Below are 25,314 nucleotides of genomic sequence, written 5' to 3'. Positions count from 1 at the left end.
GTCCCGGAACTGTACCGGTACAGTGTAGAGCGCTGTTCGAGCGCTTGAAAAGCGGTCGAAAAGTGCGTCTTTCCTGTGTTGTCGCTTGATCGACAGAAAGATACAGAAAGGCGCCATCAAACTGCCTGCATCTGCGACCCCGTCCCACAAACCCGGGGTCAATCGACCAAATTACATATTTGAAACCGGGTTTTTCTGCAAAAATGCCGGCCTTCTTATTGGCCGATTTTTGCGGATACCGCCCATGACTGATCAAACAAGCACCCTCTATGCCAAATTGCTTGGCGAGACGGCAATCATCGAGTGGAAAGCGCTGGAGCGTTTTTGGGCCAAGGGTGACCTGATTTGGGTCGACCCCAGCCTTGACCTGATCGCTGTTGCCGAGGCGATGGCCGAGAATCGCAGCGAGATCTTCGCCAAGTGGCGTAGTGATGGCACCGTTGGGCCGGTGTCGGCCGAGCAGGCATTGGACCTGCAAAGCCGCGAGCCAGAGATCTGGGCGGTGGTGGTGTCGCCGTTCATCGTGATCCAGGTGAAGAGCCAGGAATAAGCGTGATCTTTTTTGGTGCGCAAAAATACGCATCAGCGCCGTTTTGGTGATTGAAAGCAATCAGGATGGGTAGAGGGAAGTAACAATTCGGCGTGGCGGTAACAGTTTACGGGATGCGTAATGTGGCACCGTTGTGCCAGGCGCCACCGGGATCGTCGCCAATCTGGGAAATGTTCGAATCAGTCAGGAGTTTATCGATGAGCACTGCACGACCTTCGCTTGGATTCGCCGGCATCGGCCTGATGGGCCTGCCCATGTGCCGCCGCCTGCTGGCAGCGGGTTATCCATTGACGGTTTGGAACCGCAGCCCGGACAAGTGCGCTGCCTTGGTCGCCGCTGGCGCTCGCCTGGCCAACAGCCCGGCCGAATTGTGCCGTGACAGCGACATGGTGCTACTGTGCCTGGCCGACACGGCGGTGGTGCGTGAAGTGGTGTTCGGTGAGCAAGGCATTGCCCAAGGCGGGCGCAGCGGCCAGTTGCTGATCGATTTCTCTAGCCTGGAACCCACCGCCACCCGTGAAATGGCCGCCGAGCTGGCGGCACTGTGCGGCATGGCGTGGCTGGATGCACCTGTATCTGGCGGTACGCCCGGTGCCGAAGCTGGCACGCTGGCGATCATGGTTGGTGGTGAAGCGGCCGACCTGCAGCGTGCACGCCCGGTGCTGCAGGTGCTTGGTCAGCGCGTGACGCATATGGGGGCGGTAGGCGCGGGCCAGGTGACCAAGGCTTGCAACCAGATGATCGTAGCGTGCAATGCCCTGGTAATTGCAGAAGTGGTGGCACTGGCCGAACAGTCGGGCGTGGATGCGACGCTGATCGCTGAAGCGCTGGCCGGTGGTTTTGCCGATTCCAAGCCATTGCAGATTCTTGCGCCGCAAATGGCCGAGAGCCGCTTCGAGCCAATCAAGTGGCACGTACGCACGCTGCTCAAGGACCTCGATGGTGCGGTCAAGTTTTCCCGCGAGCAAGGCTCAGCAACGCCACTCAGTGGCCTTGCCGCGCAACTGATGCGGCTGCACGGTAGCCAGGGTTACCTGCAAAAAGATCCGGCGACCCTGGTAGAGCTGTACCGCAACAAGGAGTGATCCGGCCACTCTGGCGCTGCAACCGCTCCAGCAGAGGACGCAACTCGGCCAGCGGTACGGGGCGCCCCAACAGGTAGCCCTGCAGGTAGTCGCAACCATGGCTTTCGAGGAAAGCCTGCTGCTCGGCGGTTTCCACGCCCTCGCTGACTACCCGCAGGTGCAGGGTATGCGCCATGGCGATGATTGCCTGGACAATTTCGCGGTCTTTCTGGCTGCCCGGTACATCCTGCAGGAAGGTGCGGTCGATCTTCAGTACATCCAGCGGCAGGCGTTTGAGGTAGGCCAGTGACGAGTAGCCGGTACCAAAATCGTCGATCGAAAGTGCCACCCCCAAGGCCCGGACGCGTTTGAGCAGGCTGACCGTGCGCTGGATATCGCCCACCAGGGCGTTCTCGGTCACTTCCAGCTCCAGATGGCGCGGCGCAAGGCCGGCGTGGAGCAGCGCCTTTTCAACTTCGTTGGGCAGTTCGTCGTGGCTGAGGGTGACTGCCGAGCAATTGACCGTGACCTTGACTTCGCCGCAGCCGTGACGCTGCAAGCGGGCCAGGTCGGCACAGGCGTGGCGAAGCACCCACAGGTCCAGGTCGATGATCAGGCCGTTGGCTTCGGCAATGCCGACAAAACGGTCGGGCCCGAGCAGGCCGTGTTGAGGATGCTGCCAGCGTACCAGCGCTTCCAGTTTGGCCACTTGCCCACTGCGCAGGTCGAAGATCGGCTGGTAGTACACACGCAGCCCACGCTCTTCGAGCAGGGCCAGGCGCAGCTCTTCTTCCAGTTGCAAGGCGATCGACGCGCGGGCCTTCAGGCTGTCATTGAAGAAGTTCAGGCTGTTGCGCCCGTTGTCCTTGGATTGGTAGAGGGCCAGGTCGGCATGCTTGAGCAGCTCTTCGGCTGTGCCGCCATCGTCCGGGAAGATACTTACACCGATGCTGGTGGTCATGACCATGCGCCGCCCGCCCAGGTCGATGGGGTCTTTCATCCGTTGCATGATGCGCTGGGCCAGGTGGCGGGCTTCGTCGCGGCTGTTCAGGCTGGTGACCACACAGAATTCGTCGCCACCAAAGCGCGCAACCAGGTCGTGGCTGCGGGTAGCGGCCTTGATGTGGTTGGCGATCACCTTGAGCAGCTCGTCACCGGCGTCGTGGCCGAGGCTGTCGTTGATGCGCTTGAAATGGTCGATGTCGAGGAACATCACGGCCAGGCGGTTTTCACTGGCCTGATGTTCGACCAGGCGCTCGGCGAATACCTGGTTGAATCCACGGCGGTTGAGCAGGTTGGTCAGGGCGTCGTAGTGCGCCGCCTGCTGCAGCGAAGCGCGGGCCTGGTCCAGTTGGCTGAGCAGCACGCTGACCCGGCGCAGGTCGTGCTCCTTGCTTTGCAACTTCTTGTCGGCCAGTGCGGCGCTGATGCTGGCACCACTGATCAGCAGGGTGATGAAGCCGATGCCCAGTCCCAGTTGCAGGCTGTTGTCGCCAGACGGTAGGCGCAGTGCGGTATCGGCAGGGATGATCAGGGTCATGGCCGACATCGTGGTGAAATGAGTGGCGACGATGCCGCCGGCCATCAGCAGGCTGGCGCCGTACTTCATGGCCTGGTACAGGGTGCCGCTGCCATTGCGCAAGTAGCGGGCCAGGTACAGCGCGGTCAGGGCGGTAAGCAGGGCAATGGCGGCAGAGGCAAGTAGCAAGCCGGTCTGGTAGTACTGGCGGGCACCCGTTTCCATTGCGGCCATGCCGACAAAATGCATGAGGATGATGCCCAGGCCGATCAGCACTGCGCTCGGCACAAAGTGGTACGCGCGCATCTTGCTGCGTTCGAGGCTGTGCATGGCCAGCCAGGCCACGCACAACGCGATGAGCAGTGAAAGAATGGTCAGGGATACGTCGTAGTGCACTTCTACCGGGGCCCGAAAAGCCAGCATGCTGATGAAGTGCATGGCCCATATACCGCCTGCCAGGCAGCAGGCTCCCAGCATGTTCCATTGCCGGTGGGCGGTCGGGTCGTCGCTGTGGGACTGGCGCTCGGCCATCTCGAGGGTGGCTAGACAGGCCGCGCAAGCAACGAAATAGGCGAGCAGAACCAAGAACGGTTCATGACGGCAGTCGATGACGATGCGCCCGGTTGCGGGAAGATCGGCGAACAGTTGCAGCCCCAGCCATTCCATGGAATGCCTCTTGATCGAGTCTTCACTCGTCTGCGCTACAACCCTGTGCAGACTGTCCAGAGGCAGTATAGGAAGGAGTATTTAAGCCTTCCTGACTAATGGCACAATGACTTCTACGATTTGGTTATCACTGTAATCGCAGTCAGGAATATTGCTTGCCCGGTCAGAGCGGGCGTGCCCGCGAAGAATCCAGCACGGTGGCTGTCACCGACTGCGCCGGTGTTCGCGGGCCGCCCGCTCCCACAAGGGCAGCGGTGCCTGGTTTTTCTTAGCCAGCCACCAGCACGCGGATGGCTTCCAGCCGCAGGGCGGCCTTTTCCAGCATCGCCAGGCCATCTTCGCGCTGCTTGCGCAAGGCGTCGATTTCGCTGTCACGCACACTCGGGTTGACCGCTTGCAACGCTACCAGGCGCGCCAACTCTTCGTCGGCCTCGGCTGCCAGGCGGCGCTGGGCTTCGGCCACGCGCTCGACGTGGGTTGGCAGAATCTTCTCTTCACCGCCACTGATACGCTTGGCCAGCACATCGCGCTGGGCCTGGACGAACTTGTTGGCGCTGGCGCGCGGTACGCTCTCGAGCTGGTCATTGAGGGTTTCGAAGGCCACGCGCGACGCCAGGTCGTTGCCATTGGCATCGAGCAGGCAGCGCAGTGCCGCCGGTGGCAGGTAGCGGCCCAGTTGCAGGCTGCGGGGTGCCACTACCTCGCTGACGAACAGCAGTTCAAGCAGTACAGTGCCTGGTTTGAGCGCTTTGTTCTTGATCAACGCCACGGCGGTGTTGCCCATTGAGCCTGACAGCACCAGGTCCATGCCGCCCTGCACCATCGGGTGCTCCCAGGTGAGGAACTGCATGTCCTCGCGCGACAGCGCCTGGCCACGGTCGTAGGTGATGGTCACGCCTTCATCGTCGCCCAGCGGGAAGCTGGCATCGAGCATCTTCTCGCTCGGCTTGAGGATCAGGGCGTTCTCGGAATGGTCTTCGCTGTCGATGCCGAAGGCGTCGAACAGGGTTTCCATGTAGATCGGCAGGGCGAACTGATCGTCCTGTTCGAGAATAGCCTCGACCAGCGCCTGACCTTCGCCGGCACCGCCGGAGTTGAGCTCCAGCAGGCGGTCACGGCCAGTGTGCAGTTCGGCTTCCAGACGCTCGCGCTCGCCGCGGGCGTCGGCCACCAGGGTATCCCAGGCCTTGTTTTCGCCGCCTTCGAGCAGCGGCAGCAGGCGTGGGCCAAACTGGTGTTGCAGGGCATTACCGGTGGGGCAGGTGTTGAGGAAGGCGTTGAGGCCTTCGTGGTACCACTGGAACAGACGCTCCTGCGGGCTGTCCTGCAGGTACGGGATGTGCAACTGGATAGTGTGCTTCTGGCCGATCCGGTCAAGGCGGCCGATGCGCTGTTCGAGCAGATCGGGGTGCGCTGGCAGGTCGAACATCACCAGGTGATGAGCGAACTGGAAGTTGCGGCCTTCGCTGCCGATTTCCGAGCAGATCAGTACCTGGGCACCGAACTCTTCATCGGCAAAGTAGGCAGCGGCGCGGTCGCGCTCGAGGATGCTCATGCCTTCATGGAACACCGAAGCCGGGATGCCGGAGCGCACGCGCAGGGCATCTTCCAGGTCCATGGCGGTTTCGGCGTGGGCGCAGATCACCAGTACTTTGGTGCGCTTGAGCATCTTCAGGGTGTCGATCAGCCAGTCGACACGCGGGTCGAAACGCCACCAGCGCTCGTCATCCGCAACGTCACCCTGGGCCTGGAAGGCAACTTCCGGGTACAGCTCGGCGTGCTCGCCGGCTGGCAGGTCGCGGTACTGCTCGGGCATGGCCAGCGGATAGGCGTGCAACTGGCGCTCGGGGAAGCCCTGAATCGCCGCACGGGTGTTACGGAACAATACGCGGCCGGTGCCGTGGCGATCCAGCAACTCGCGAATCAGCCGCGCGCTGGCCTGTGTGTCGCCGTCGCTGACCGCAGCCAGCAGGGCTTCGCCTTCGGCACCCAGGAAGCCCTGGATGGTGGCGTGGGCCTTGGGCGACAGACGGCCCTCGTCGAGCAGCTCCTGCACCGCCTCGGCTACCGGGCGGTAGTGCTCGCTCTCGGCGCGGAAAGCGGCCAGGTCGTGAAAACGGTTGGGGTCGAGCAGGCGCAGGCGGGCGAAGTGGCTGTCCTGGCCAAGCTGCTCTGGGGTGGCGGTGAGCAGCAGTACGCCCGGGATCACTTGGGCCAGTTGCTCGACCAGGCCGTACTCGGCGCTGACCTGGTCTTCGTGCCAGACCAGGTGGTGGGCTTCGTCGACTACCAACAGGTCCCAGCCTGCGGCAAACAGCGCGTCCTGGGCCCTTTCGTCGTCGACCAGCCACTCCAGGGCAACCAACGCCAGTTGGGCGTCCTCGAACGGGTTGCTGGCGTCACTCTCGATGAAGCGCTCGGCGTCGAACAGCGCCACTTGCAGATTGAAGCGCCGGCGCATTTCCACCAGCCACTGGTGCTGGAGGTTTTCCGGTACCAGGATCAGTACGCGGCTGGCGCGACCCGACAGCAGCTGGCGGTGAATGACCAGGCCGGCTTCGATGGTTTTGCCCAGGCCCACTTCGTCGGCCAGCAGAACGCGCGGGGCGCTGCGGTCGGCGACTTCGCGGGCGATGTGCAGTTGGTGGGCAATGGGCTGTGCGCGGCAGCCGCCCAAACCCCACAGTGCCGACTGCATCTGCTTGCTGGTGTGCTGCAGGGTGTTGTAGCGCAGGCTGAACCACGACAGTGGGTCTATCTGCCCGGCGAACAGACGGTCGCTGGCCAAGCGGAACTGAATGAAGTTCGATAACTGGGTTTCGGGCAGGGTGCGAGGCTGGTTCTGCCCGTCCAGGCCGTGGTAGACCATCAGCCCGTCGATGTCCTCGACCTCGCGCACGGTCAACTTCCAGCCCTCGAAGTGGGTGATCTGGTCACCTGGCGAGAAGCGCACGCGGGTCAGCGGCGCGTTGCGCAGGGAATACTGGCGGGTGTCGCCAGTGGCCGGGTAGAGCACGGTCAACAGGCGGCCATCCTGCGCCAGGATGGTACCCAGGCCGAGCTCTGCTTCGCTGTCGCTGATCCAGCGTTGCCCCGGTTGATACTGCTGCGCCATACTGCCTGAACTCCCGCGGTGAAAAAGCCGATTATGTTAACGGATCGGCCGGTCAGACCAAAGTGCCGATAGCATCGAAAGGTACCGAAAGGCACAGTCTAGTCGTTTCATCGTTCTGCACAGCGCCGCCGACGAGGGCCCTGGATCAACATGTCTGCCAAGCAACGCTGGATCAGCGCTTCGATAGCCGTGGGCAGCCTGGTGCTGCTGAGCGCCTGCGAGCAGAAAGACTTTGAGACATTGCCCCCCATCCCGATGGAGCAGCTTGAGGTACTGGGCGTGCAGACGCCGATAAAGAGCGTGCACTTTCGGGACGTTGACGGCGAGGGGCTGCTGGTTCTGAGCCGCAGCGATGGCCAGGCCAGCGACCTGGAAAGCGGACAGGAAGTGGACAAGGTGGTGCTCAAGGCCACCTTGTACGGGCGCACGGCCGAGAACGACACCTTCAGGGCGCGTTGGCAGATCGAGCAGGAAACCACTTGCCCGGGGCTGGATCTGGACGTTGACTTCTATAATGACGTCAGTGATGTCAGTGACCTGAACAAGAATGGCGTGGCCGAGGTAACGTTGGCCAGCCATGCGTTCTGCGGCGGCGGTATCGACCCGCACGACATCGACATCGAGATGCGTGAAGGGCAGGCCAGTTACACCATTACCGGTCAGTCGCTGATCAGCCCGGCGGGCGAGGAGCCGGTCGGTGGTGAGCGCGAGGACAGCGCCTCGCTGAAAGCCGCGCCGCAGGCAATACGCGATCATATGGCTGCGATTTGGCAGCAGGTGTACAAGCGACCCTGGAGCGAGGCCAGCCCGCCAGGTGACGACTTCCCTGGTGACGAAGCCGAGTAAATGTTGTCCATGACATCAAGGTAAAGCTGCACCTGCCGATACAGGGGGCATAGGAGAACGTCCATGCTGCCGCCGATCATTCCGCTCAGTGCCGCCCCGGTCACCTCGCAACAGGACCCGGTCAAGCCAACACCTGACATCAAGCCGGTGGTGCCGACGCAGCCTGCGTCCGGCGATAGTGCCATCGACCTCAAGCGCCAGCGCGATCCGCAGGAGCAGGTACTGTTGCTGCGCGATGAACAGCGCCGCCAGCAGCAACGCCGGCAAAAGGGCGAGCACGAGCGCTACGATGCCGTCCCGGGTGACGAGGTCAATGCCGACAACACCGTGCCGGTAGCGCCATTGATGGGCGAGCATGTACGCCAGGGACTGCTGGTGGACATCGAAGTCTGATACAGGGGCTGGTCAGCGCCTGCGCCTGGCTTCATCATGCAATTCTCTGTTGATCGTCGAGCCCACCCATGAGCCAAGACAACCTCATCGATTTCGATGCCGAACGTGCCAAGCGCGTCCACGACCTCAAGGAAAAGCGGCTGAACGAAATGCGCAATGCTTTCGAGCAGGCCCTGCCATTGAATACCAGCAAGAAAAAGAAGCCCAAGGGCAAGCCGAAGAAGCGCTGAAACTTGACGCAGGTCAACCCTGCGCCCCCCTCGCGTGCCCGGCCCCGGGCACCATTGACGCTGATCAATTTTCCCCGCCTCCACATTGGTTAACTTGCACCCATCGGACAACGGCAAACGAATGGGGAGGCCAACATGTTCTTCGACAACGTGGTTATCGCCGGTGTGGTAACGGTCGGGTTGATGGTCGCCTTCTTTGCCGGTCTGGGCATTTTCATCTGGAAGGACTCGAACAAGCGCAAGCCGCGCTGACCTTCCGGGTACACGAGCACGCAAGGCATTTAGGGCGACTTCGGTCGCCCATTTTTTTTGCCTGCATTTTTTACTGCCTGAGCTGTCCCTTTCAGTGCAGGCCAATCGAATATACATGATTAGCTAGCTAATTAATCGCTTCCGCTTTATCCTGCTTATCATTGTCTATCTTTTCAGCAAGACTTTTCCCCGCAAGGTCCGCCTCGTGCCCATCACCTTTCAGGCCCTGTTCGCTCCCAGCAGCCTCGCCCTCAAGTTCGCCATCAAGACCCTGCTCGGTGGCGGCCTGGCGTTGTGGCTGGCGATGCGCTGGGGGCTCGAGCAACCCTCCTGGGCATTGATGACTGCTTTCATCGTCGCCCAGCCGCTATCGGGCATGGTGGTGCAGAAAGGCTTGGCGCGGTTGGCCGGCACGTTGGTAGGTACCGTCATGTCGGTGCTGTTCATCGGCCTGTTCGCCCAGACCCCCGGCCTGTTCCTGCTTACCTTGGCGCTGTGGCTGGCCCTGTGCACCGCCGCGTCCACCCAGTTGCGCAGCGCCTGGGCCTATGCCTTTGTACTGGCCGGCTATACCGCAGCGATCATTGCCTTGCCGGCCATCGATCACCCCCTGCAGGTATTCGACCAGGCCGTGGCTCGCTGTACCGAGATCTGCCTGGGTATTTTCTGTGCAACAGCCAGCAGTGCCTTGCTTTGGCCCATGCGGGTCGAGCAGCAACTGGGCGGGCAGGCGCGACAGGCCTGGCAGAACGGCCTGCAGGCCGCCAGAGCCATGCTGGGCGGAGAGGATGAGGCGCGCAAAGGCCTGCTGGAAAGCCTGGGGCGCATCGTTGCCATCGACAGCCAACGTGAGCATGCCTGGTTCGAGGGCAATCGCGGGCGCCAACGTGCTCGTGCCATTCGTGGCCTTAGCCAGAAACTGATGGTGCTGTTGCGTATTTCCCGTTCGGTGCGCCGCCAGTGGCGGCAACTGGAAGAGTGTGAGGTCGAGCACCTGACGCCCTGGTTGCAGGAAGTGCGCACGTTGCTGGACCAACCCGACCAGCCCAGCCTGTTGTTGCTGCGTCAGCGCATCTGGGATGCCGCACACGATGAGCAGATCAGTTCGGCTGAACACTTCTGCCTGGCGCGCATGGCCCTGCTGCTGGACTATGCCATGGCCGCCAGCCAGGCACTTGAGGATGTGGAGGCGGGCAGGGCACCCAAGGACGTGTCCCAGGGATTGGCTGCGCACCGAGACTGGTCGCTGGCCCTGCTGTTCGGCTCGCGCAGCGCGCTGGCCTTTCTGGTGATGAGTGGCTTCTGGCTGGCTACGGCCTGGCCTTCGGCCCCGGGTGGCCTGGTGCTGACCTGCGTGGTCTGCAGCCTGTTCGCCAGTCGCGAAAACGGCGCGCAGATCGGCCTGAGCTTCCTGCGCGGGATATTCCTGGCAATACCGGCTGCGTTTCTGGTCGGGCAGATCATGCTGCCGCAATGGAGCAGTTTCGCCATGCTCTGCCTGGGCATGGGCGTGCCGCTGTTTCTTGGTGCTCTGGGCATGGCCCATCCGCGTACCGGGGCTACGGCCACTTCCTATTGCCTGCACTTCATTGTGCTCGTGTCGCCGCTCAACGCCATGCAGTTCGGCGTGGCGACCATGCTGAACAGTGCCCTGGCCATGCTGGTGGGGGTGTCGGCAGCGGTCATGGCCTTTCGCTTATTGGTGTTCCGCCACCCGGCCTGGCTGGGCCGGCGCTTGCGTGCTGCAACCCAGAACGACTTGGTGCGCCTGACTCGGCGCGACCTGCGCGGGGCTGACAGCTGGTTTGGCGGGCGCATGGCCGACCGGCTGATGCAACTGGCGCGGCATGCGAGTGAATTACCGGAAGGTGAACGCAAACGCTGGGATGACGGCCTGCACGGGCTGGATATCGGCGACGAGCTGGTGCACCTGCGCATGTGCCTGGCGGTCGCCCAGGCCCCCCTGGGGCGGGCCGAGCGCGAGTACCTGCAACAAGTGGAAGCAGTGCTGGCCAATGGGCCTGCTGCCGGGCGAGGGCAGCGGTTGGATGCTGCCAGTGAGCAGTTCATTGCTGCCTTGCGTCGGCTGCCTGCCAGCGACCCGCTTCGGCTGGCCGAGGGGGCGGTGCTGCAATTACAGAAAAGCTGGGGCAAATGGTGCCGCTGGCAGGAGGACACCCATGGGCTTGCGTGAGTGGGAAGTGGGCGGTGTGCTGCTCAGCCCGTTTCTGCTTTATGTGTTGTTGGCGCTGCTGCTCACCGGCCTGCTGCGCCTGGTGGTGCATGCCACACCGTTGGGGCGTTGGATCTGGCATGAGGCGCTGTTCGACGCGGCGCTGTTCGTTTGTGTGTTGTTCCTGGTGGTACGCCTGCTGGGAACTTTATAAAGGAGTGTTTCGATGCGTGCGGCCGTACGTACTCTGGTGACCCTGTGTGTGGTGGCCCTGGCCGTGTTGGCCGGCTACCAGCTGTGGCAGTACTACATGCTCACCCCGTGGACGCGCGATGCCCGTGTACGCGCCGATGTTGTGGTGATTGCGCCTGATGTGTCTGGCTGGGTGCGCGAACTCAAGGTCCATGACAACCAGCAGGTCAAGGCTGGCGACCTGTTGATGAGTATCGACCGCGAGCGTTTCCAGGCCGCCTTCGACCAGGCCAGTGCGGTGACCGAGACCCGCGCCCAGCAACTGCGCTTGCGCGAGCGTGAAGCGGCCCGGCGTACTGCTTTAGGGCCAGAGGCGATCAGTGCCGAGTTGCGTGAAAACGCCCAGATCAATGCCGCCATTGCGCGCGGCGAGTTGCATGAGGCCGAGGCGCAGTTGCAGGTTGCCAAGATCAACCTGGCGCGCAGTGAAGTGCGGGCACCGCGCAGCGGGCATATCACCAATCTGCGTCTGGCTGAAGGCAATTATGTGAACACCGGGGAATCGGTGATGGCACTGGTGGATGATTCGACGTTCTACATCCAGGCCTATTTCGAAGAAACCAAGCTGCCGCGCATTCGTGTTGGGGACACCGTGAAAGTCTGGCTGATGGGGGCGGGTGAACCGATGCAGGGGCACGTGGAGAGCATCAGCCGCGGCATCACCGACCGCAACAGCAATCCGGACAGCCAATTGCTGCCGGAGGTAGAACCGACTTTCAACTGGGTGCGACTGGCCCAGCGCATACCGGTGAGGATTCGCCTGGACCAGGTGCCGGAAGGGCTGACCTTGAGTGCGGGGATGACGGCGAGTGTGCAGGTGCATGAGGACCGCGACCCACAGTGATGGTGCTGCCTCAATAGACAGAAATGAAACTATCGAAGCGGTACAGCCTGGTCGTGTGCTGAAGGTAGTACCGCTTGAGTTTGCCGACGACGTTGGGCAAACACGAAAAACTTGGCGAACGCCCCGTCAGTTGCGCTAGGCTGCCGCTGTGAGTTGCCCGACAGAGGCAACCCTTCTCCCGCCAGGCGTGCGTATCTTCCGATTTCATTGCGAGGTTACGTGATGGCCATCACTTCCCAGGATATCTGCAACGCTGCCGATCAGCTAAAGGGCTTTGTCGGTTTTCACGGCAAGCGCGGTGTTCATATCGTGCGTTTCTCCGAGGACGCGTTCGGCATGGACGTGGCCGACGCCAGTATCACCCCCTGCAGCGAGTTTGTCTGGCGCCCTGAAGGAGGACAGCGCATGGCGCTGTGCCGCGAACGACTGTCGCTGTTGCTGGATCAGCATGTGGATGAACGCTTGAACATTGGTGAACCGCTGCGCGCCTACCTGCGCCGGTGTGATCTGCCCGAGATCGTGGCGCAGCGCAGCCTGCAGCAGCACACCCGATCTGTGTCGGAGTAGCACAAGGCTGTTTCTGCTAGGGCTGTGCTGTGCTTTGGGATGTTTGGTGCAACAACGCCGCCAACCCTGCGCTGTCCAGGGGCCTGCTCAGGTAATAGCCTTGCACTTCCTGGCAGCGGTCCTTTTCCAGCGCCTTGAGTTGGTGTTCGCTTTCCACGCCTTCGGCTGTCACTGTCAGCCCCATCGCCTCGCCCAGGTTGATGATGGCCTGGACCACAGCGCGGTCGCTGCCGCCGTTGTTGTTCAGGCCGCTGATGAAGCGCTTGTCGATCTTGATGCTGTCGAACGGGTAGGTACGCAGGTAGCCCAGCGACGAATAGCCGGTGCCGAAATCATCCATGTTCAGGCGCACACCGAGCTCCTTGAGCGACAGCATGGTGCCTAGCGCGCCCTCGATGTCGTTGAGCATTACGTTCTCGGTAATTTCCAGTTCCAACCGCTGGGCGGGGAAGGCCGTGTCGAGCAAAGTTTCGCGTACGTCGGCTACCACATCGCTGCGCAAGAACTGCGCAGGCGACAGGTTGACCGAAACCAGCACGTCGGCCGGCCAGTCATGGGCAGTGCGGCAAGCTTCGCGCAGTACCCAGCGGCCCAGCGCAACAATGATGTCGCTTTGCTCGGCCAACGGGATGAAGGTGTCCGGCCCCAGCAACCCTTCCTGTGGATGCCTCCAGCGCACCAAGGCCTCGACCGCGACGATACGCAGGTCGTCGAGGCGATAGCGCGGCTGGTAATGCAACTCGAACTCCTCATTGCGCAGGGCCCGGCGCAGGTCGTTCTCCAACTGACGGCGATACTGGATCTGCTGATTCATTTCGGCAACGAAGTAGCGCCATGTGTTCTTTCCATCGGCCTTGGCCTGGTACAGGGCGATGTCGGCACAGCGGATCAGCTCACCGGCATCGAAGCCCTGGTTGCGCGTCTGGGCAACACCAATGCTGGCACCAATGTGCAGAGGCTGGCTGTCGAAAACGATGGGTTGCTGCAGCAGACCGATCAGGCGCGCACAGAAGCGGTCGATTTCGCTGCTGTTGTCCATGCCGTTGAGTACCAGGATGAACTCGTCGCCGCCCAGACGCGCGACCAGATCGCCGTCGCGGGTGGTGTCGCGCAGGCGCGTTGCCACTTCTTGCAGCACGGCATCTCCGGCGGCATGACCAAGCGAGTCGTTGATCGGCTTGAAGTTGTCCAGGTCCAGCAGCAACAAGGTCAGCGGCGGCGAGTCACTGCCGCGCAACAAGGCCTGCTCCAGGTGCCTGGCGAGCTTGTTGCGGTTGGCCAGCCCGGTCAGTGGGTCGTGCTGCGAAAGGTGCTGGATGCGCGCGTGGGCGTCGACTTCGTCGGTAATATCGCTGGCGGTACCCCGAAAACCGATGGCCTTGCCATCGCGCCAGATAGCGCGGGCGGATATCCGGCAGTAGCGGTTCTGGCCATTCTGGTCGCGGTAAGTGCAGCGCAGGTTGGCCAATTGCTGCGGGTCGGCGGTAGCCAGAGCGTCCAGCCAAGGTGACAGCGGCGTGGTATCGCAGGCCAGCAACTGGTTGAGCGGGTGGCCCAGCCAGCCGTCCACCTGGTAGCCGGTGACGGTGGCGAAGCGTTGCGACAGGTAGGTCAGGCGTTGTTGCCGGTCGGTTTCCCAGATCCAGTCGGATGCCGACTCGGCCACCGCGCGGAAACGTTGCTCGCTGGCCTCCAGGGCCTGGTTGCTTTGTTGCAGATGCACGAGCGTGAGGCCGACTGCCCGGGAGCTGCGCAAGGCATGGCGGAACAGGTAAAGCATCACCAGTCCAAGTATCAGTAGTGCGCACAATAGTGCTGGCAACACAGCCCACAGCATCTGACGCCCCGGCAGCGGGCTGTTCCAGGTCAGATGGTAGCCGGTGTCGCCCAGGTCGATACGCAGGTGGCTGTGATCCTGGCTATCCTCCTTTTCCACGTGCATGCCGGTCAGGCCGGCGCCGTTGCCCAACTGTGCCAGTTTGCTTTCGGTGAGCTGGTCGATGAACAGCATTACCGGCGCCTGGCTCACTTCGCTGTCGGTAACCTCCCTGTCCGGGCGCACGGCTGCTGCACTGAGTGCGGCCGGCCAGCCATTGAACAGCACGAAACGGGTGACCTGCTCGCGTGAAATTGCTGCTGCGCGGGCCTGTTCGATGATCGGCTGTAGCGGTGTGTCTATAAAGGTGTTGGCACCTGCCTGGCTGGGCTGGCCTTTGAACAAGGCATAGGTGGTGCGGTCGTTTTCCACGACGAACACCCCTTCGTAGCCGCTGGCGCTGTACAGCGACTCGCCTACGTTCTTTTCCTCGTAGGCCCATTGCCAGTCGGCTTGGCCCGCCAGGTGCTCGAAGGCTGCATCCCATACGGCATAGCTGGACAGAAACTGGCGTGAGGCGAGCAGCCGTTGTTCCAGCGCCTGGTTCGCATGGAAGGCGCTACGTTGGCGCTCCTGTCGGTCGAGTGTGCTAGCGATATTGAACAGCGCGCCGAGAATGACCAGGCAAGCCAGACCGAACACTGCGCTGAAACCGGCAATGAGGTGGCGCACCTGAAAGCGCGGTGTGGGGCTAGCGGGTGAAAGCTTGGCGGTCCTGGCCATGCGCGAGCGGCTCCTTCAGGCAACCTCCCGCCAGGCAGTCAGGAAGGAGGTTCAATCAGGATAGGCCAGCCTGAGCGTGGCAGCTTGACCGCGGGCAAAATTGACCTGATCGCGGCCAGCGTGCTTGGCGAGGTATAGCGCCTTGTCCGCCTGTTCGAGCCAATGTTCAGGGGACTCGAGGTCGGCCTCGAAGGGCGACAGGCCGATACTCAGGCTTATGCGCAGGTGCGGTAGCTGCGGGTTGCGGTAGCTGGAAACCCGTTCGCGCAGGCGCTCCATTGCTTGGCAGGCCTGAGCTTGGCTGGTCTCGGGCAGGATCACACAGAACTCGTCGCCGCCGTAACGTCCGGCCTGGTCGCCCTCGCGCAGGCTTCGCCGCAGCTCAGCGCTGAGCTGGCGCAGTACACAGTCGCCGACCACATGGCCAAAGGTGTCGTTGATGGTCTTGAAGTGATCGATGTCGATCAGGGCAATCACCGCGTGCCCCTGTTGCTGCTTGCAAGCCTGGAACTTCAGCAGCAGCAGGTCCTTCCAGGCGCCGTGGTTGAACAGGCCGGTCAGGCTGTCGGTGAGGCTCAGGGCACTCAGCCGGCGCTTGTGGTCGCCCAGCTTGATCGCAAGCTGGTAGCACACCCAGCCCAAGGCCAGCGGGTACAGCGCCAGCATTGGCAGGCACGCATAGACTTGCTGGGGCGTGGCGATCAATTGCAAGCCAGGGCCAAGCAGCAGGAGGGCGGCGAGCATGCCGGCCAGTTGCGCCAGCATCCCGCGAAAGACCATGCGCTTGCCGCCGGCGGCGACGTTGTTCATCGTCATCATCGACAGCACGGTCACGCTGGGCAGCGGGTTGAAGTGCATGGCGGCGGTCCAGAACCCGCCCATCAGCGAGTCCAGCAGGAGGTTGCGCTGTTCCGCCTGGTAAGGCGTTGTCGAGCGGGAAGCCCACAGGTAGGCCGCGTGCGGCCACAGCAAACCATTGAACAGTACCAGCAGCCATGTCCAGAAGGGTGGCGACAGCGGCGCAATGGCCGCCATGACCGTGAACAGGCCGATTCCCAGGCCGATGACACGCGGCAGGTAGATGCGCTTGACGAATGAAAGCCCTTTGCCGTTGCGGTTGTCCATAATGCTCATCTTCTTTTGCCGATGTACCGTTCAGCGCATAATTCGCTTGAATATTGTTGAACAGTGCTTCATTGGCGAGTAATGACCTTACAAGCCAATTCACGGTTGATTCGATCAAAGTGGGGGCAGTTGACGGTTCCTTGTAATGTTGGCCAACCCGGCTCAGATGGAGACGGGGTAGCCAGGACTCGCCGCATGGCGGGCGGAACTGGTGTGTAGCCCCTGGCCCGTGAGTTAGCAAGGCCAGGGGGAATGAACTCACCGTAGCGGCACGCTGAGTATCATTTGTGCTCGTGCCTGCTGCGCGCGGACAGGGCCTGGTCGTCGTCCAGAAGTCGCGAGGGTGGTTTACCGCTGTCACTGCGCACTTGTGCATGGCTGATCAGGGCGAAGATGAAACTGCCGCCTATGATGTTGCCCGCCAGCGTCGGCAATGCAAATTCCAGCCAGAAGCGGCGCCAGGTTTCGTCGCCAGCCCACACCAGGTAGGACACTTCGACTGACCCCACCACTATATGAGTGAAATCGCCAAGGGCCATCAGGTAGGTGATCATCAGAATGATTCAGATCTTGGCGTGCTCCATTGACGGAATCATCCAGACCATGGTGGCAATCATCCAGCCCGATATGATGCCCTTGGCGAACATCTGGCTGACGTCGTTCTTCATTACCTTGCGGCCGACCTCCAGGAATGCCACATCGGTCTTGCTGTCGAAGATCGGCAGTTCCAGCATCACCCAGGCTATCAGCAGAGTACCTGCCAGGTTGCCAAGCAACACCACGCCCCAGAGACGTAGCAGTCGTCCAAAGTTGGCCAGCGTAGGGGCGGTCATGACGGGCAGCACCGCGGTGATCGTATTTTCGGTGAACAGTTGCTGGCGGGCCAGTATCACGGCAAGAAAGCCCGCGCTATAGCCGATGCTGGCGATCACGTGGGCACCGTCGCCTTCCGGCAGGCGGGCGTAGAATAGCCCCATGGCCATCAACGACAACCCCATGGACAGGCCGGCGGCCAGTGCCGACCACCACAACGCGGCAAGTGTACGTTCCAGCTCCTGATCGCCCTGGTAGCGAATGATTTCATGCAGCAGTGCCGCCCGCGGCGGTTGGCTGTGGCTGACCTCCTGCTCTTCATCTGCAGAGAGACCGGGGGTTTTCTCGCTTTGCCCATTGCTCATGGCCGCTACGCTCCGTGGTGTGTTTCTTTACAGATCCACTGCGCTTTCATTAGTTGCCAGGTAGCGGCAAAAGGTTGTTGGAAAAGTTTTTCAGAACAAGGTGTTGACTCTGATTTCAAAGCGCGTATTATTCGCCTCCTCGCAGCGATGAACGCTTCGGGGCAAGCAGTAAGTTGTTGAAGTTGTTAGCTTTCGAAAGAAAGTGGTAGTAAAAACTTCAAAACAAACGCTTGACAGACTCTGAGGAAAGCGTAGAATGCGCGCCTCGGTTGAGGCGAAAAGCTCTTAACCAAACGCTCTTTAACAAATCGAATCAAGCAATTCGTGTGGGTGCTTGTGAGTACGGACTGGTAGTCAAAAAGATTATCAGCATCACAAGTGGCCATGCGAGAAATCACATAGTCATTTGAGATTGCTGAGCCAAGTTTAGGGTTTCTTAAAAACCCAAGCAGTATTGAACTGAAGAGTTTGATCATGGCTCAGATTGAACGCTGGCGGCAGGCCTAACACATGCAAGTCGAGCGGATGACGGGAGCTTGCTCCTTGATTCAGCGGCGGACGGGTGAGTAATGCCTAGGAATCTGCCTGGTAGTGGGGGACAACGTTTCGAAAGGAACGCTAATACCGCATACGTCCTACGGGAGAAAGCAGGGGACCTTCGGGCCTTGCGCTATCAGATGAGCCTAGGTCGGATTAGCTAGTTGGTGGGGTAATGGCTCACCAAGGCGACGATCCGTAACTGGTCTGAGAGGATGATCAGTCACACTGGAACTGAGACACGGTCCAGACTCCTACGGGAGGCAGCAGTGGGGAATATTGGACAATGGGCGAAAGCCTGATCCAGCCATGCCGCGTGTGTGAAGAAGGTCTTCGGATTGTAAAGCACTTTAAGTTGGGAGGAAGGGCAGTAAGCTAATACCTTGCTGTTTTGACGTTACCGACAGAATAAGCACCGGCTAACTCTGTGCCAGCAGCCGCGGTAATACAGAGGGTGCAAGCGTTAATCGGAATTACTGGGCGTAAAGCGCGCGTAGGTGGTTTGTTAAGTTGGATGTGAAAGCCCCGGGCTCAACCTGGGAACTGCATCCAAAACTGGCAAGCTAGAGTACGGTAGAGGGTGGTGGAATTTCCTGTGTAGCGGTGAAATGCGTAGATATAGGAAGGAACACCAGTGGCGAAGGCGACCACCTGGACTGATACTGACACTGAGGTGCGAAAGCGTGGGGAGCAAACAGGATTAGATACCCTGGTAGTCCACGCCGTAAACGATGTCAACTAGCCGTTGGAATCCTTGAGGTTTTAGTGGCGCAGCTAACGCATTAAGTTGACCGCCTGGGGAGTACGGCCGCAAGGTTAAAACTCAAATGAATTGACGGGGGCCCGCACAAGCGGTGGAGCATGTGGTTTAATTCGAAGCAACGCGAAGAACCTTACCAGGCCTTGACATGCAGAGAACTTTCCAGAGATGGATTGGTGCCTTCGGGAACTCTGACACAGGTGCTGCATGGCTGTCGTCAGCTCGTGTCGTGAGATGTTGGGTTAAGTCCCGTAACGAGCGCAACCCTTGTCCTTAGTTACCAGCACGTTATGGTGGGCACTCTAAGGAGACTGCCGGTGACAAACCGGAGGAAGGTGGGGATGACGTCAAGTCATCATGGCCCTTACGGCCTGGGCTACACACGTGCTACAATGGTCGGTACAGAGGGTTGCCAAGCCGCGAGGTGGAGCTAATCTCACAAAACCGATCGTAGTCCGGATCGCAGTCTGCAACTCGACTGCGTGAAGTCGGAATCGCTAGTAATCGCGAATCAGAATGTCGCGGTGAATACGTTCCCGGGCCTTGTACACACCGCCCGTCACACCATGGGAGTGGGTTGCACCAGAAGTAGCTAGTCTAACCTTCGGGAGGACGGTTACCACGGTGTGATTCATGACTGGGGTGAAGTCGTAACAAGGTAGCCGTAGGGGAACCTGCGGCTGGATCACCTCCTTAATCGACGACATCAGCCTGCTGATGAGCTCCCACACGAATTGCTTGATTCATTGTAAAAGACGATGCTGTAACGCGACCCTGTTATAGGTCTGTAGCTCAGTTGGTTAGAGCGCACCCCTGATAAGGGTGAGGTCGGCAGTTCAAATCTGCCCAGACCTACCATTACATGGTTCAGCCGTAAAATACGGGGCCATAGCTCAGCTGGGAGAGCGCCTGCCTTGCACGCAGGAGGTCAGCGGTTCGATCCCGCTTGGCTCCACCACTTTCGCCGTACGCAGTCACTTGTCAGAACTTAGAAATGAACATTCAGCTCGAATGTTGATTTCTGACTTTTGTCAGATCGTTCTTTAAAAATTCGGATATGTGATAGATATAGACTGAACACCAGTTTCACTGCTGGTGGATCAGGCTAAGGTAAAATTTGTGAGTTCTGCTCGAAAGAGCAACGTACGAATTTTCGGCGAATGTCGTCTTCACAGTATAACCAGATTGCTTGGGGTTATATGGTCAAGTGAAGAAGCGCATACGGTGGATGCCTTGGCAGTCAGAGGCGATGAAAGACGTGGTAGCCTGCGATAAGCTTTGGGGAGTCGGCAAACAGACTGTGATCCAGAGATCTCTGAATGGGGGAACCCACTCAGCATAAGCTGAGTATCTTGTACTGAATACATAGGTGCAAGAGGCGAACCAGGGGAACTGAAACATCTAAGTACCCTGAGGAAAAGAAATCAACCGAGATTCCCTTAGTAGTGGCGAGCGAACGGGGACCAGCCCTTAAGTTGATTTGAGATTAGTGGAACGCTCTGGAAAGTGCGGCCATAGTGGGTGATAGCCCCGTACACGAAAATCTCTTATCAATGAAATCGAGTAGGACGGAGCACGAGAAACTTTGTCTGAATATGGGGGGACCATCCTCCAAGGCTAAATACTACTGACTGACCGATAGTGAACCAGTACCGTGAGGGAAAGGCGAAAAGAACCCCGGAGAGGGGAGTGAAATAGAACCTGAAACCGTATGCGTACAAGCAGTGGGAGCCTACTTTGTTAGGTGACTGCGTACCTTTTGTATAATGGGTCAGCGACTTATATTCAGTGGCGAGCTTAACCGAATAGGGGAGGCGTAGCGAAAGCGAGTCTTAATAGGGCGTTTAGTCGCTGGGTATAGACCCGAAACCGGGCGATCTATCCATGGGCAGGTTGAAGGTTAGGTAACACTGACTGGAGGACCGAACCGACTACCGTTGAAAAGTTAGCGGATGACCTGTGGATCGGAGTGAAAGGCTAATCAAGCTCGGAGATAGCTGGTTCTCCTCGAAAGCTATTTAGGTAGCGCCTCATGTATCACTGTAGGGGGTAGAGCACTGTTTCGGCTAGGGGGTCATCCCGACTTACCAAACCGATGCAAACTCCGAATACCTACAAGTGCCGAGCATGGGAGACACACGGCGGGTGCTAACGTCCGTCGTGAAAAGGGAAACAACCCAGACCGTCAGCTAAGGTCCCAAAGTCATGGTTAAGTGGGAAACGATGTGGGAAGGCTTAGACAGCTAGGAGGTTGGCTTAGAAGCAGCCACCCTTTAAAGAAAGCGTAATAGCTCACTAGTCGAGTCGGCCTGCGCGGAAGATGTAACGGGGCTCAAACCATGCACCGAAGCTACGGGTATCATCTTATGATGATGCGGTAGAGGAGCGTTCTGTAAGCCTGTGAAGGTGAGTTGAGAAGCTTGCTGGAGGTATCAGAAGTGCGAATGCTGACATGAGTAACGACAATGCGAGTGAAAAACTCGCACGCCGAAAGACCAAGGTTTCCTGCGCAACGTTAATCGACGCAGGGTTAGTCGGTCCCTAAGGCGAGGCTGAAAAGCGTAGTCGATGGAAAACAGGTTAATATTCCTGTACTTCCAGTTATTGCGATGGAGGGACGGAGAAGGTTAGGCCAGCCTGGCGTTGGTTGTCCAGGTTTAAGGTGGTAGGCTGAAATCTTAGGCAAATCCGGGATTTCAAGGCCGAGAGCTGATGACGAGTTGCCTTTAGGCGACGAAGTGGTTGATACCATGCTTCCAAGAAAAGCTCCTAAGCTTCAGATAACTGGGAACCGTACCCCAAACCGACACAGGTGGTTAGGTAGAGAATACCAAGGCGCTTGAGAGAACTCGGGTGAAGGAACTAGGCAAAATGGCACCGTAACTTCGGGAGAAGGTGCGCCGGCGAGGGTGAAGGACTTGCTCCGTAAGCTCATGCCGGTCGAAGATACCAGGCCGCTGCGACTGTTTATTAAAAACACAGCACTCTGCAAACACGAAAGTGGACGTATAGGGTGTGACGCCTGCCCGGTGCCGGAAGGTTAATTGATGGGGTTAGCGCAAGCGAAGCTCTTGATCGAAGCCCCGGTAAACGGCGGCCGTAACTATAACGGTCCTAAGGTAGCGAAATTCCTTGTCGGGTAAGTTCCGACCTGCACGAATGGCGTAACGATGGCGGCGCTGTCTCCACCCGAGACTCAGTGAAATTGAAATCGCTGTGAAGATGCAGTGTATCCGCGGCTAGACGGAAAGACCCCGTGAACCTTTACTATAGCTTTGCACTGGACTTTGAATTTGCTTGTGTAGGATAGGTGGGAGGCTTTGAAGTGGGGACGCCAGTTCTCATGGAGCCATCCTTGAAATACCACCCTGGCAACTTTGAGGTTCTAACTCAGGTCCGTTATCCGGATCGAGGACAGTGTATGGTGGGTAGTTTGACTGGGGCGGTCTCCTCCCAAAGAGTAACGGAGGAGTACGAAGGTGCGCTCAGACCGGTCGGAAATCGGTCGTAGAGTATAAAGGCAAAAGCGCGCTTGACTGCGAGACAAACACGTCGAGCAGGTACGAAAGTAGGTCTTAGTGATCCGGTGGTTCTGTATGGAAGGGCCATCGCTCAACGGATAAAAGGTACTCCGGGGATAACAGGCTGATACCGCCCAAGAGTTCATATCGACGGCGGTGTTTGGCACCTCGATGTCGGCTCATCACATCCTGGGGCTGAAGCCGGTCCCAAGGGTATGGCTGTTCGCCATTTAAAGTGGTACGCGAGCTGGGTTTAGAACGTCGTGAGACAGTTCGGTCCCTATCTGCCGTGGACGTTTGAGATTTGAGAGGGGCTGCTCCTAGTACGAGAGGACCGGAGTGGACGAACCTCTGGTGTTCCGGTTGTCACGCCAGTGGCATTGCCGGGTAGCTATGTTCGGAAGAGATAACCGCTGAAAGCATCTAAGCGGGAAACTTGCCTCAAGATGAGATCTCACTGGGATCTTGAATCCCCTAAAGGGCCGTCGAAGACTACGACGTTGATAGGTTGGGTGTGTAAGCGCTGTGAGGCGTTGAGCTAACCAATACTAATTGCCCGTGAGGCTTGACCATATAACACCCAAGCAATTTGCTGACGCAGATTGCGGTGGTGAAGACGAAAGACCCGAAAATTCGTAAGACCACAAATATCGCATATCCGGATTCGCTGGGCTGTCCATCTGGACATTCTGGCTACAGAATTTCTTGACGACCATAGAGCATTGGAACCACCTGATCCCATCCCGAACTCAGTAGTGAAACGATGCATCGCCGATGGTAGTGTGGGGTTTCCCCATGTGAGAGTAGGTCATCGTCAAGATTCATTTCGCAAAACCCCTATCTGCACATGCAGGTAGGGGTTTTGTCTTTATGGGCAAAAAACTGGACCTGCTCGAGAGCGGAGATGGCACCGGCTTCGCCGGTGTTCGCGGGTAAACCCGCTCCTACAGCGGCCTGTGTCCACCCCCCGATGTGTGTTTACCACCGATCTGTGTAGGAGCGGGTTTACCCGCGAATACGGTGGCGGCGGCAACGGTGAACGGCAGGTGGAAATTGGCCAGCAGGTCCGGCCCCTTCGCGGGTAAACCCGCTCCTACAGAGGATGGTGCGAAGCCAGGTTAGAATGGCCTCAACGCGGCATTAACGTAACCGATCCATGAACCCCACCTACCACAAGGTGGAAGCCAAGGTTACCGTGGCATCTCTGGCGAACAGTTCCATGGCAGCAGCGCTTCGTAGTCTGCTACCGATGAGGCGTGCGGCAGTCGCTCCAGGACGTGGCGCAGCCACGTATAGGGCTCTTGGCCGTTGACCTTGGCGGTTTCGACCAAGCTGTAGATCTGCGCGCTAGCCGTGGCTCCCTTGGGCGTGTCACTGAACAGCCAAGCTTTGCGCCCGATCACAAACGGCTTTATGGCCCGCTCTGCCAGGTTGTTGTCGATCGGCAGGTGGCCCGCCTCGACATACCGCTCCAAGCGGTTCCAGTTGTTTGCCAGGTAAAGCACCGCCTTGCCCAGTACGCTTTGCGGTGTCACCTGTGAGTGCGTCTTGTCGAGCCAACTTTTCAACTGCTCAAGGATCGGCAGGCTTCGTTCCTGACGACCGATGAATCGCTGTTCATCGCTGGCATCCTTGAGGTCGCGTTCGATGCCATACAGTTTGTTGATCATCGTCAGCGCAACATCGGCGCGACCGGTCTTGCCCTTAGGCTGCACCTTCTGCGCTTCGACGAATTTACGCCGAACATGCGCCATGCACGCCAGTCGTTCAACGCCCGGCTGTAGCGCCAACGCGTTGTAACCGGCGTAATCATCGGTCATCACGTAACCGCGATAGCCCTCCAGCAGGCGCAGCGGCACCTCCTGCGCGCGGCTGGTGGTGTAATCGAACAGCACGACTTGTCGATCAGGCGGGCCACTGGCCTGCACCCACATCCAGGATTGACTGGTCGGATCACGATCCGGCTCTTTGAGCACCTGCACGCGAGTTTCATCGCAATGGATCACCGGGCTTTCCAGCAGGCGGTCACGCATCAGGTTCAGCAGTGGCTGAAAGTGTTCGCTGCACTGGATGACCCAGCGGGCCAGGGTTTGCCGGGGGATCTCGATACCATGTCGGTTCAGCACCGTCTCGAAGCGGTGCAGCGGCAGGCCATCGACGTACTTGGTGGTTAGCAACATCGCCAGCACGCTGGGACTGGCCATGCTCTTTTCAATCAATTGGGCCGGCTTGTCAGCGGTGACCGGCGCGGATTCGCAGCCACGGCAGCCATAGATTTTGCGTACGTGTTTAAGCACACGGATCTGCATCGGCACGATGTCGAGTTGTTCGCTGGTTTGCTCGCCAACCACGTGTTTGCGGCAACCACAGGCGCAAGTCAGTTCGTGCTCGGGCAAGTCATGAATGACTTCAATGCGTGGCAGGTCAGCCGACAGTGGCTTGCGTTTGCCGCGCTGCTTGCTTGGCGCAACAACTTCTTCGTCGGCATCATCAGCGGTAGGAACCCACTGACTTTCGGGTTCATTGAACAACGCCAGTTGGGGCGTGTTGGACTCGACGGTTTGCTCGGACTTGCGATTGAATAATCGGTCACGCAGCAGCTTGACCTGTTCTTTAAGATCGACGATCTGACCTTTGTCGACCGTGCGCTCGGCCAACAACTGCGCAAGCAGTAGTTTGAGCGCGGCAGGGTCGTCAGGAAGGTTATCGGGCACTGAAATCATGGCCCGGATTATACCCGGTCAGGCGACGAAACGAGGAGTCAAAACCTGATGCGGACGGTTGCGCCAGAGATCGAAACCGTCGAGTAGCCAATTCAGTTCCTGGACGGTCAGTACGATAGCTTCGTCGGTCGCGTTGGGTGAAGTTTTGAAACGCTCGGCTTCGAGGCGCTTGAGCCAAAGGCAGAAGCCGTTGCGCTCCCAATACAACACCTTGATGCGGTTACGGGCTTTATTGAGGAAGACGAAAAGTACCGGGTCGAACACGGCGACCTTGATGTCCAGTTCGACCAAGGCTGTGAGGCCGTCGATGGACTTTCGAAAGTCCACGGGCTTGGGGTAGAGGTAGACTTTATCGACTTTGCTGTCGGGGCGCATCATGGCGGGCTGGCTCCAGAAAGAA

General features: G+C 59.4%; 16 protein-coding genes, 2 tRNA genes, 3 rRNA genes and 1 pseudogene. 15 read left to right on the top strand and 7 right to left on the bottom strand.

All coding sequences use genetic code 11. The features are described 5' to 3' along the window. The first annotated feature begins 244 nt into the window (after nucleotides 1–244). Both J3A98_RS18380 and J3A98_RS18375 read left to right on the top strand, forming a co-directional pair. Nucleotides 245–550 (top strand): DUF2288 domain-containing protein, encoded by a 306-nt coding sequence (locus J3A98_RS18380; protein ID WP_209967663.1) that lies wholly within the window; start codon nucleotides 245–247, stop codon nucleotides 548–550. A gap of 197 nt (nucleotides 551–747) precedes the next feature. Continuing rightward, a complete protein-coding gene (locus J3A98_RS18375) occupies nucleotides 748–1,635 on the top strand; it encodes an NAD(P)-dependent oxidoreductase (protein WP_176685311.1) in 888 nt (295 codons plus the stop codon). Here the strand turns inward: J3A98_RS18375 and J3A98_RS18370 are convergent. Both J3A98_RS18370 and rapA read right to left on the bottom strand, forming a co-directional pair. Then, on the bottom strand, nucleotides 1,535–3,799 hold the full coding sequence (locus J3A98_RS18370; RefSeq protein WP_209967661.1) for an EAL domain-containing protein: 2,265 nt from the start codon (nucleotides 3,797–3,799) through the stop codon (nucleotides 1,535–1,537). The genes J3A98_RS18375 and J3A98_RS18370 overlap by 101 nt on opposite strands. Before the next feature lie 268 nt (nucleotides 3,800–4,067). Beyond that, the gene (rapA, locus tag J3A98_RS18365; RefSeq protein WP_209967658.1) at nucleotides 4,068–6,914 is read right to left on the bottom strand and encodes an RNA polymerase-associated protein RapA; all 2,847 of its coding nucleotides are present in this window, start codon (nucleotides 6,912–6,914) and stop codon (nucleotides 4,068–4,070) included. Nucleotides 6,915–7,064: 150 nt separating this feature from the next. Here rapA and J3A98_RS18360 point away from each other — a divergent pair, with 150 nt between their 5' ends. The 8 genes from J3A98_RS18360 (at nucleotide 7,065) to J3A98_RS18330 (ending at nucleotide 12,471) form a co-directional block, all read left to right on the top strand. Then, complete coding sequence (locus tag J3A98_RS18360) at nucleotides 7,065–7,760, top strand: hypothetical protein (protein ID WP_209967657.1); 696 nt, start codon at nucleotides 7,065–7,067, stop codon at nucleotides 7,758–7,760. Between the two features lie 63 nt (nucleotides 7,761–7,823). Further along, entirely contained in the window at nucleotides 7,824–8,153 is a 330-nt protein-coding gene (locus J3A98_RS18355) for an aspartate-semialdehyde dehydrogenase (protein WP_176685307.1), read from the top strand. A gap of 68 nt (nucleotides 8,154–8,221) precedes the next feature. Continuing rightward, the gene (locus J3A98_RS18350; RefSeq protein WP_162948979.1) at nucleotides 8,222–8,383 is read left to right on the top strand and encodes a hypothetical protein; all 162 of its coding nucleotides are present in this window, start codon (nucleotides 8,222–8,224) and stop codon (nucleotides 8,381–8,383) included. Nucleotides 8,384–8,518: 135 nt separating this feature from the next. Then, on the top strand, nucleotides 8,519–8,635 hold the full coding sequence (ccoM, locus tag J3A98_RS27125; RefSeq protein WP_003254862.1) for a cytochrome c oxidase subunit CcoM: 117 nt from the start codon (nucleotides 8,519–8,521) through the stop codon (nucleotides 8,633–8,635). A 205-nt stretch (nucleotides 8,636–8,840) separates the two neighbouring features. Next, nucleotides 8,841–10,829, top strand: a complete 1,989-nt coding sequence (locus J3A98_RS18345) for an FUSC family protein (RefSeq protein WP_209967656.1) — start codon at nucleotides 8,841–8,843, stop codon at nucleotides 10,827–10,829. Then, nucleotides 10,816–11,022: a DUF1656 domain-containing protein gene (locus tag J3A98_RS18340; RefSeq protein WP_012051433.1), complete on the top strand. Its 207-nt coding sequence runs from the start codon at nucleotides 10,816–10,818 to the stop codon at nucleotides 11,020–11,022. Before J3A98_RS18345 ends, J3A98_RS18340 begins: the two co-directional genes overlap by 14 nt. A 12-nt stretch (nucleotides 11,023–11,034) precedes the next feature. Next, on the top strand, nucleotides 11,035–11,904 hold the full coding sequence (locus J3A98_RS18335; RefSeq protein WP_021785853.1) for an HlyD family secretion protein: 870 nt from the start codon (nucleotides 11,035–11,037) through the stop codon (nucleotides 11,902–11,904). Between the two features lie 222 nt (nucleotides 11,905–12,126). Continuing rightward, a complete protein-coding gene (locus J3A98_RS18330; protein ID WP_209967654.1) occupies nucleotides 12,127–12,471 on the top strand; it encodes a DUF2025 family protein in 345 nt (114 codons plus the stop codon). Between the two features lie 16 nt (nucleotides 12,472–12,487). On the opposite strand, the gene J3A98_RS18325 is transcribed toward J3A98_RS18330, so the two are convergent. From J3A98_RS18325 to J3A98_RS18315, 3 genes and pseudogenes are all read right to left on the bottom strand, one after another. Next, nucleotides 12,488–15,070 (bottom strand): EAL domain-containing protein, encoded by a 2,583-nt coding sequence (locus J3A98_RS18325; RefSeq protein WP_209967652.1) that lies wholly within the window; start codon nucleotides 15,068–15,070, stop codon nucleotides 12,488–12,490. A gap of 51 nt (nucleotides 15,071–15,121) precedes the next feature. Further along, nucleotides 15,122–16,195: a diguanylate cyclase gene (locus tag J3A98_RS18320; RefSeq protein ID WP_176685302.1), complete on the bottom strand. Its 1,074-nt coding sequence runs from the start codon at nucleotides 16,193–16,195 to the stop codon at nucleotides 15,122–15,124. Between the two features lie 281 nt (nucleotides 16,196–16,476). After that, nucleotides 16,477–17,373: pseudogene (locus tag J3A98_RS18315) on the bottom strand (formate/nitrite transporter family protein). 456 nt (nucleotides 17,374–17,829) lie between these two features. Between J3A98_RS18315 and J3A98_RS18310 the strand changes: the two are divergent. The 5 genes from J3A98_RS18310 (at nucleotide 17,830) to rrf (ending at nucleotide 23,011) form a co-directional block, all read left to right on the top strand. Further along, nucleotides 17,830–19,366: ribosomal RNA gene (locus J3A98_RS18310) — 16S ribosomal RNA — on the top strand. Between the two features lie 85 nt (nucleotides 19,367–19,451). Further along, a tRNA-Ile gene (locus J3A98_RS18305) sits at nucleotides 19,452–19,528 on the top strand. A 24-nt stretch (nucleotides 19,529–19,552) separates the two neighbouring features. Next, a tRNA-Ala gene (locus tag J3A98_RS18300) sits at nucleotides 19,553–19,628 on the top strand. A 243-nt stretch (nucleotides 19,629–19,871) separates the two neighbouring features. After that, nucleotides 19,872–22,764 (top strand): 23S ribosomal RNA (locus J3A98_RS18295). Nucleotides 22,765–22,895: 131 nt separating this feature from the next. Further along, nucleotides 22,896–23,011, top strand: a 5S ribosomal RNA gene (gene rrf, locus J3A98_RS18290). Together the 16S, 23S and 5S rRNA genes with 2 tRNA genes alongside form the textbook arrangement of a ribosomal RNA operon. 370 nt (nucleotides 23,012–23,381) lie before the next feature. Here the strand turns inward: rrf and J3A98_RS18285 are convergent. Beyond that, nucleotides 23,382–24,914 carry an IS66-like element ISPpu15 family transposase gene (locus tag J3A98_RS18285; protein WP_010954877.1) on the bottom strand — a complete coding sequence of 511 codons (1,533 nt, stop codon included), beginning with the start codon at nucleotides 24,912–24,914 and terminating at the stop codon, nucleotides 23,382–23,384. A gap of 18 nt (nucleotides 24,915–24,932) precedes the next feature. Continuing rightward, entirely contained in the window at nucleotides 24,933–25,292 is a 360-nt protein-coding gene (tnpB, locus tag J3A98_RS18280) for an IS66 family insertion sequence element accessory protein TnpB (RefSeq protein WP_245354962.1), read from the bottom strand. Nucleotides 25,293–25,314 lie beyond the last annotated feature (22 nt).

Source organism: Pseudomonas sp. BP6, from assembly GCF_017875935.1.
Lineage (GTDB): Bacteria > Pseudomonadota > Gammaproteobacteria > Pseudomonadales > Pseudomonadaceae > Aquipseudomonas > Aquipseudomonas putida_Y.
This window is presented reverse-complemented; position numbering and strand designations above follow the sequence as displayed.

Excerpts from the sequence above, each read along its gene's own strand:
- J3A98_RS18380 (WP_209967663.1), top strand. The coding sequence starts at position 245 with ATGACTGATCAAACAAGCACCCTCTATGCCAAATTGCTTGGCGAGACG.
- J3A98_RS18375 (WP_176685311.1), top strand. The coding sequence starts at position 748 with ATGAGCACTGCACGACCTTCGCTTGGATTCGCCGGCATCGGCCTGATG.
- J3A98_RS18370 (WP_209967661.1), bottom strand. The coding sequence starts at position 3,799 with ATGGAATGGCTGGGGCTGCAACTGTTCGCCGATCTTCCCGCAACCGGG.
- rapA (WP_209967658.1), bottom strand. The coding sequence starts at position 6,914 with ATGGCGCAGCAGTATCAACCGGGGCAACGCTGGATCAGCGACAGCGAA.
- J3A98_RS18360 (WP_209967657.1), top strand. The coding sequence starts at position 7,065 with ATGTCTGCCAAGCAACGCTGGATCAGCGCTTCGATAGCCGTGGGCAGC.
- J3A98_RS18355 (WP_176685307.1), top strand. The coding sequence starts at position 7,824 with ATGCTGCCGCCGATCATTCCGCTCAGTGCCGCCCCGGTCACCTCGCAA.
- J3A98_RS18350 (WP_162948979.1), top strand. The coding sequence starts at position 8,222 with ATGAGCCAAGACAACCTCATCGATTTCGATGCCGAACGTGCCAAGCGC.
- ccoM (WP_003254862.1), top strand. The coding sequence starts at position 8,519 with ATGTTCTTCGACAACGTGGTTATCGCCGGTGTGGTAACGGTCGGGTTG.
- J3A98_RS18340 (WP_012051433.1), top strand. The coding sequence starts at position 10,816 with ATGGGCTTGCGTGAGTGGGAAGTGGGCGGTGTGCTGCTCAGCCCGTTT.
- J3A98_RS18335 (WP_021785853.1), top strand. The coding sequence starts at position 11,035 with ATGCGTGCGGCCGTACGTACTCTGGTGACCCTGTGTGTGGTGGCCCTG.
- J3A98_RS18330 (WP_209967654.1), top strand. The coding sequence starts at position 12,127 with ATGGCCATCACTTCCCAGGATATCTGCAACGCTGCCGATCAGCTAAAG.
- J3A98_RS18325 (WP_209967652.1), bottom strand. The coding sequence starts at position 15,070 with ATGGCCAGGACCGCCAAGCTTTCACCCGCTAGCCCCACACCGCGCTTT.
- J3A98_RS18320 (WP_176685302.1), bottom strand. The coding sequence starts at position 16,195 with ATGGACAACCGCAACGGCAAAGGGCTTTCATTCGTCAAGCGCATCTAC.
- J3A98_RS18285 (WP_010954877.1), bottom strand. The coding sequence starts at position 24,914 with ATGATTTCAGTGCCCGATAACCTTCCTGACGACCCTGCCGCGCTCAAA.
- tnpB (WP_245354962.1), bottom strand. The coding sequence starts at position 25,292 with ATGATGCGCCCCGACAGCAAAGTCGATAAAGTCTACCTCTACCCCAAG.